The sequence below is a fragment of the Flavobacterium sp. genome (genome assembly GCF_013823965.1).
Taxonomy (GTDB): domain Bacteria; phylum Bacteroidota; class Bacteroidia; order Flavobacteriales; family Flavobacteriaceae; genus Flavobacterium.
Genome location: NZ_PNNA01000023.1, coordinates 1 through 4,269 on the forward strand (window position 1 = coordinate 1; position 4,269 = coordinate 4,269).

Annotated in this window: 4 protein-coding genes; 1 reads left to right on the forward strand and 3 read right to left on the reverse strand. The window is 39.4% G+C overall.

What is annotated here, in order from left to right; genetic code table 11:
* The 3 genes from C0430_RS02570 to C0430_RS02580 form a co-directional block, all read right to left on the reverse strand.
* On the reverse strand, positions 1-689 hold a 689-nt coding region (locus C0430_RS02570; RefSeq protein ID WP_290865168.1), incomplete at its 3' end, for an MFS transporter.
* Positions 690-785: 96 nt separating this feature from the next.
* Positions 786-1,829: a Gfo/Idh/MocA family oxidoreductase gene (locus C0430_RS02575; RefSeq protein ID WP_290865170.1), complete on the reverse strand. Its 1,044-nt coding sequence runs from the start codon at positions 1,827-1,829 to the stop codon at positions 786-788.
* 132 nt (positions 1,830-1,961) lie between these two features.
* Positions 1,962-3,029 (reverse strand): NADH:flavin oxidoreductase/NADH oxidase, encoded by a 1,068-nt coding sequence (locus C0430_RS02580; RefSeq protein ID WP_290865172.1) that lies wholly within the window; start codon positions 3,027-3,029, stop codon positions 1,962-1,964.
* A gap of 200 nt (positions 3,030-3,229) precedes the next feature.
* Here C0430_RS02580 and C0430_RS02585 point away from each other — a divergent pair.
* A partial coding sequence (locus C0430_RS02585) for a site-2 protease family protein (protein WP_290865174.1) occupies positions 3,230-4,269 on the forward strand: 1,040 nt, incomplete at its 3' end.

A 4,269-nucleotide genomic window follows, 5' to 3' on the forward strand; every position in this document is an offset into this window, starting at 1 on the left:
AACAAAATCAAGGACTTGTCTCTTTTCCTGAATCCTTTTTTCTTTTCGCGTCGTGGAGTTTCTTTGGCTTTAATCAAAAATTTGAAGTTAAAAGCAACAAACAAAAGCACGATTGCCGCAACAATTAAAAAGTGTGTATAGGTATCAAGATTCAGTGACAACATTCCCAAACCTACCAAAGCACCGGTAAATCCTGCCAAACTCCATACGCCGTGAAATGAAGACATAATGGTTCTTTTATAAAGCCCTTCTGAATAAACTCCTTGGGTATTTAAAGATATGTTTGACAAGTTTCCGAAAATCCCAAAAGCATACAACCCAAGTCCCAGTTGCCACGCGTTTTGGGCCAATCCGATATTGGTCATGCTAAAAGCATACATCAAAGTAGAAAAAGGAAGAATGCGGTGGCTGCCAAATCGAGTAACGAGTTTCCCGGAAAAAAACATCATCGTTAACTGCCCCACCGGCAAAGCAAATAATATGGTTCCTAAATGCCCGTCGCTCAAGTGCAAATCCGATTTAATATTTGGAATTCGGCTGGCCCAAGTGGCAAAACACAAACCCATTCCAAAATAAAACAGTGAAACTGCCCAACGAATTCTGGTCAAATACGAAGCTTTGGCGTTTTGATACGTCTTCTTGTATTTACCTTTTGCTTTAAAGTTGCTAATGAAATTTAAATCTATCAAAACCGTTGCCTTTTAAAATTGAATCTGCAAAAGTACAAAATCAATCTGTTTCTGTTTGCCGTTTTATTTTTAAACCGACCGATACAACGTTATTGTTTATATGTCAATTGCTTTTTGTTGTTTGCTGCTTTGAATGGCTGCCTCAATAATCCGCATCACGTTTACGCCATCTTGTGCAGTGACCGGTTCCACTGTATTGTTGCTGATGGATTGGTAAACGCCATCAAAAAAATCATAATAATTTCCTTGAAGCGTAGGGACTTTGAGATTAAGAATGTCATCTTTTATCTCCGTATGCAAAGTGCCTTCCAGGCTTTTAGGTTCTTTACCCCAGGTGTCTAAATTTGGTTGCTGGCCTAGTTTTAAATTGTCTTCCTGCACATCGCCACGCGGTTTTAGAAAAGAACCTTTTTTGCCTTGGACAACATAGGAAGGAATGCATTCACGAACAAAAAAACTGGCTTTCAATCTTACTCTAAAATCAGGATAATAAAGTAAAATATCCAAGTAATCATCAACCAAAGTGGCTTGACGTATCATCCGGATATCGGCAAAAACGGTATTGGGCAAACCAAACAAATACAAGGCTTGATCAATTAAATGTGGTCCCAAATCTTTTAAAATTCCGGCACCGGGATTGGCCGTTTCCTTGTGCGTTTTGGGACTCAAAACAGGATTGTAACGGTCAAAATGAAACTCCGCTTCCACGATTTCGCCCAACAGTTTGTCATCCACTATTTTCTTCACGGTTTTAAAATCGCTGTCCCATCTCCTGTTTTGAAAAACGGAAAGTTTTAATCCTTTTTCTTGAGCCAAATCGGCCAATTCTCGAGCTTCGGCAACTGTTGTCGTAAATGCTTTTTCGACAATGGCGTGTTTTCCGGCGAGCAAGACTTTTTTGGCATATTCAAAATGGGTGGCAACGGGCGTGTTCACGATGACCAAATCAACCGCATCATCTTCTAGAATCGATTCCAAACTTGGAAAGCTTTTGACTTCGGGATAATCTTGTTGTATCAATTTTTTGCTTCTTTCCCAAGAACCCAGGAGTTCAAAACCGGGATGTATTGCCAGAAATGGCGCGTGAAAAACTTTTCCCGACATACCGTAAGACAACAAAGCTGTTTTTATTTTTTGCATTTTATTTATTTTAAGTCTATCAAGTTTTAACATTAAATTTTATATGACCTTAAATGCCTTATATGTTTCAAAAGTCTTACCACATAAGGCATTTAAGGTCATTTAAGAATTATCTAATTATTTAATTTGCATTTAAATTTTTGCTCTTTCGTATTGTTTTGGCCACGAAATATCCGCACCCAATTCTTTTGCAAAATCCAAGGCCAAGTTGGGGTTTCTCAAGGATTCCCTGGCGAACAAAACCAAGTCCGCTTTTCCGGTGGCGACAATGGCTTCTGACTGGTCAGCATCAGTAATTAAACCTACCGCTCCGGTCAAAATTCCGATGTCTTTTTTAATTCTTTCGGCAAAAGGAACTTGATAATTGGGGCCTAACGAAATTTGTTGGTGTGACACCAATCCGCCAGAAGAAACGTCCATCAAATCGACTCCTTTTTCTTTTAATAGTTGAGAAAGTTGTACCGATTCCTCGATATTCCATCCGCCTTCTGCCCAATCCGTGGCAGAAATTCTAACAAACAACGGCAAATTTTCAGGCCATTCGGATTGCACCGCTTCGAGAACTTCCAACAGCAAACGAATCCTGTTTTCGAAACTTCCACCATAGTCGTCGGTTCTTATATTGGACAATGGCGAAAGAAATTGGTGCAACAAATAACCGTGGGCGGCGTGGATTTCGACCACTTGATATCCGGCTTTTACCGCTCTTTTGGTTGCTGATTTAAAATTGGAAATTACTTTCTGGATTCCTGTTTTGTCCAAGGCAATGGGTGGTTTTTCATTGGAATGATAACCAAGGGCGCTTGGCGCAACCGTATCCCATCCACCATTGGTTTCGTCCAGTTTTTTATTGCCATTCCAAGGTTCCGAAACACTTGCTTTTCTTCCGGCGTGCGCCAATTGAATTCCGGGAATTGCATTTTGGGAAAGAATAAATTGGTTGATGGCTTTTAATTTTTCGATATGTTCGTCTTTCCAAAGTCCTAAATCTCCAGGAGAAATTCGACCTTCGGGAGAAACCGCGGTCGCTTCCTGAATGATTAAAGCCGCGCCACCGCTGGCTCGACTTCCCAGATGTACCAGATGCCAATCATTGGCAAATCCATCTGTTGCGGAATATTGGCACATGGGCGAAATGACCATTCTGTTTTTGAATCTGAGGCTTTTTATTTGCAGCGGCGAGAACAATTTAAAAGACATAAAAGTGATTTTTAAAAGTAACTTGGTTCAACATTCATTGGATTTTGTAACAAATAGTAAAGTTAAGGCACATATGGTAAAGTAAAAAAGGAAAAGGGGCAATTATTAACAATTTTTTATAGTCTTGCCCTAGACAAACCCTTTGCAACTATAATAGAAAACCTTACTTTTGTCAGCTATACAGAATTTAAAAACAAGAAATGGAAATAGTTATCAAGCTTTCTCAATTTTTATTGAGCTTATCATTACTCATAATACTGCACGAATTAGGACATTTTATTCCTTCGAAAATATTTAAAACTAGAGTAGAAAAATTCTATTTGTTTTTTGACGTAAAATATTCATTGTTCAAAAAGAAAATTGGCGAAACTGAATATGGAATTGGCTGGTTGCCGCTGGGTGGCTACGTGAAAATTTCGGGGATGATTGACGAAAGCATGGACAAGGAACAAATGGCTTTGCCGCCGCAACCTTGGGAATTTCGTTCGAAACCGGCTTGGCAACGTTTGATTATCATGTTGGGCGGAGTTCTCGTCAACTTCATCTTGGCTTTTATTATTTATATCGGGATGACTTTTGCTTATGGCGATGTGTACCTCAACAATACGGAATTAAAAGACGGAATTGCCATTACCAGTTCCGTTGGAGAAGAGTTGGGATTGAAAACCGGCGATAAAATTATTTCCGTTGATGGCGAAAAAATCACTCATTTTGACGAGATTCCAATGAAACTCTTGTTCTCCAAATCAGCATTGGTAATTCGTGACGGAGCGGAACAAACCATCCATTTTCCCGTGGATTTAATTGACAAAGTATTGAAAGGTGAAAAACGTCCTTTTATTGGAATAAGAGAGCCCTTTATGGTAGGAAAATTGTCGGATTCATCGGCAAACAAAACCCTTTTGCCAAAAGACATCATCCAATCCATTAACGGAGTTCCGACAAAATATGCCGACCAGGTTGTTGCCTTTGCAAAAACGAAAAAAAACCAGACTGTTGATGCCGTTGTTTTAAGAGACGAAAAACAAGTTCCGGTAAAAATTGCCATTGACAAAAATGGCAAGTTAGGCATATACCCTGCTTCTGTAGGGGTTAAAAGTCTGGAAAAACTGGGTGTGTACAAATTCAGCACGCAAGAATACGGTTTCTTTGAATCGTTTCCTGTGGGAATAGACAAAGGAATAGACCAATTAGTTGGTTACGGAAAACAACTCAAAGCGATTTTCAATCCAGACACGGG

What these genes read in the sequence shown, in the direction of transcription:
- C0430_RS02575 (WP_290865170.1), bottom strand. Translation starts at nt 1,829, where the DNA reads ATGCAAAAAATAAAAACAGCTTTGTTGTCTTACGGTATGTCGGGAAAA.
- C0430_RS02580 (WP_290865172.1), bottom strand. Translation starts at nt 3,029, where the DNA reads ATGTCTTTTAAATTGTTCTCGCCGCTGCAAATAAAAAGCCTCAGATTC.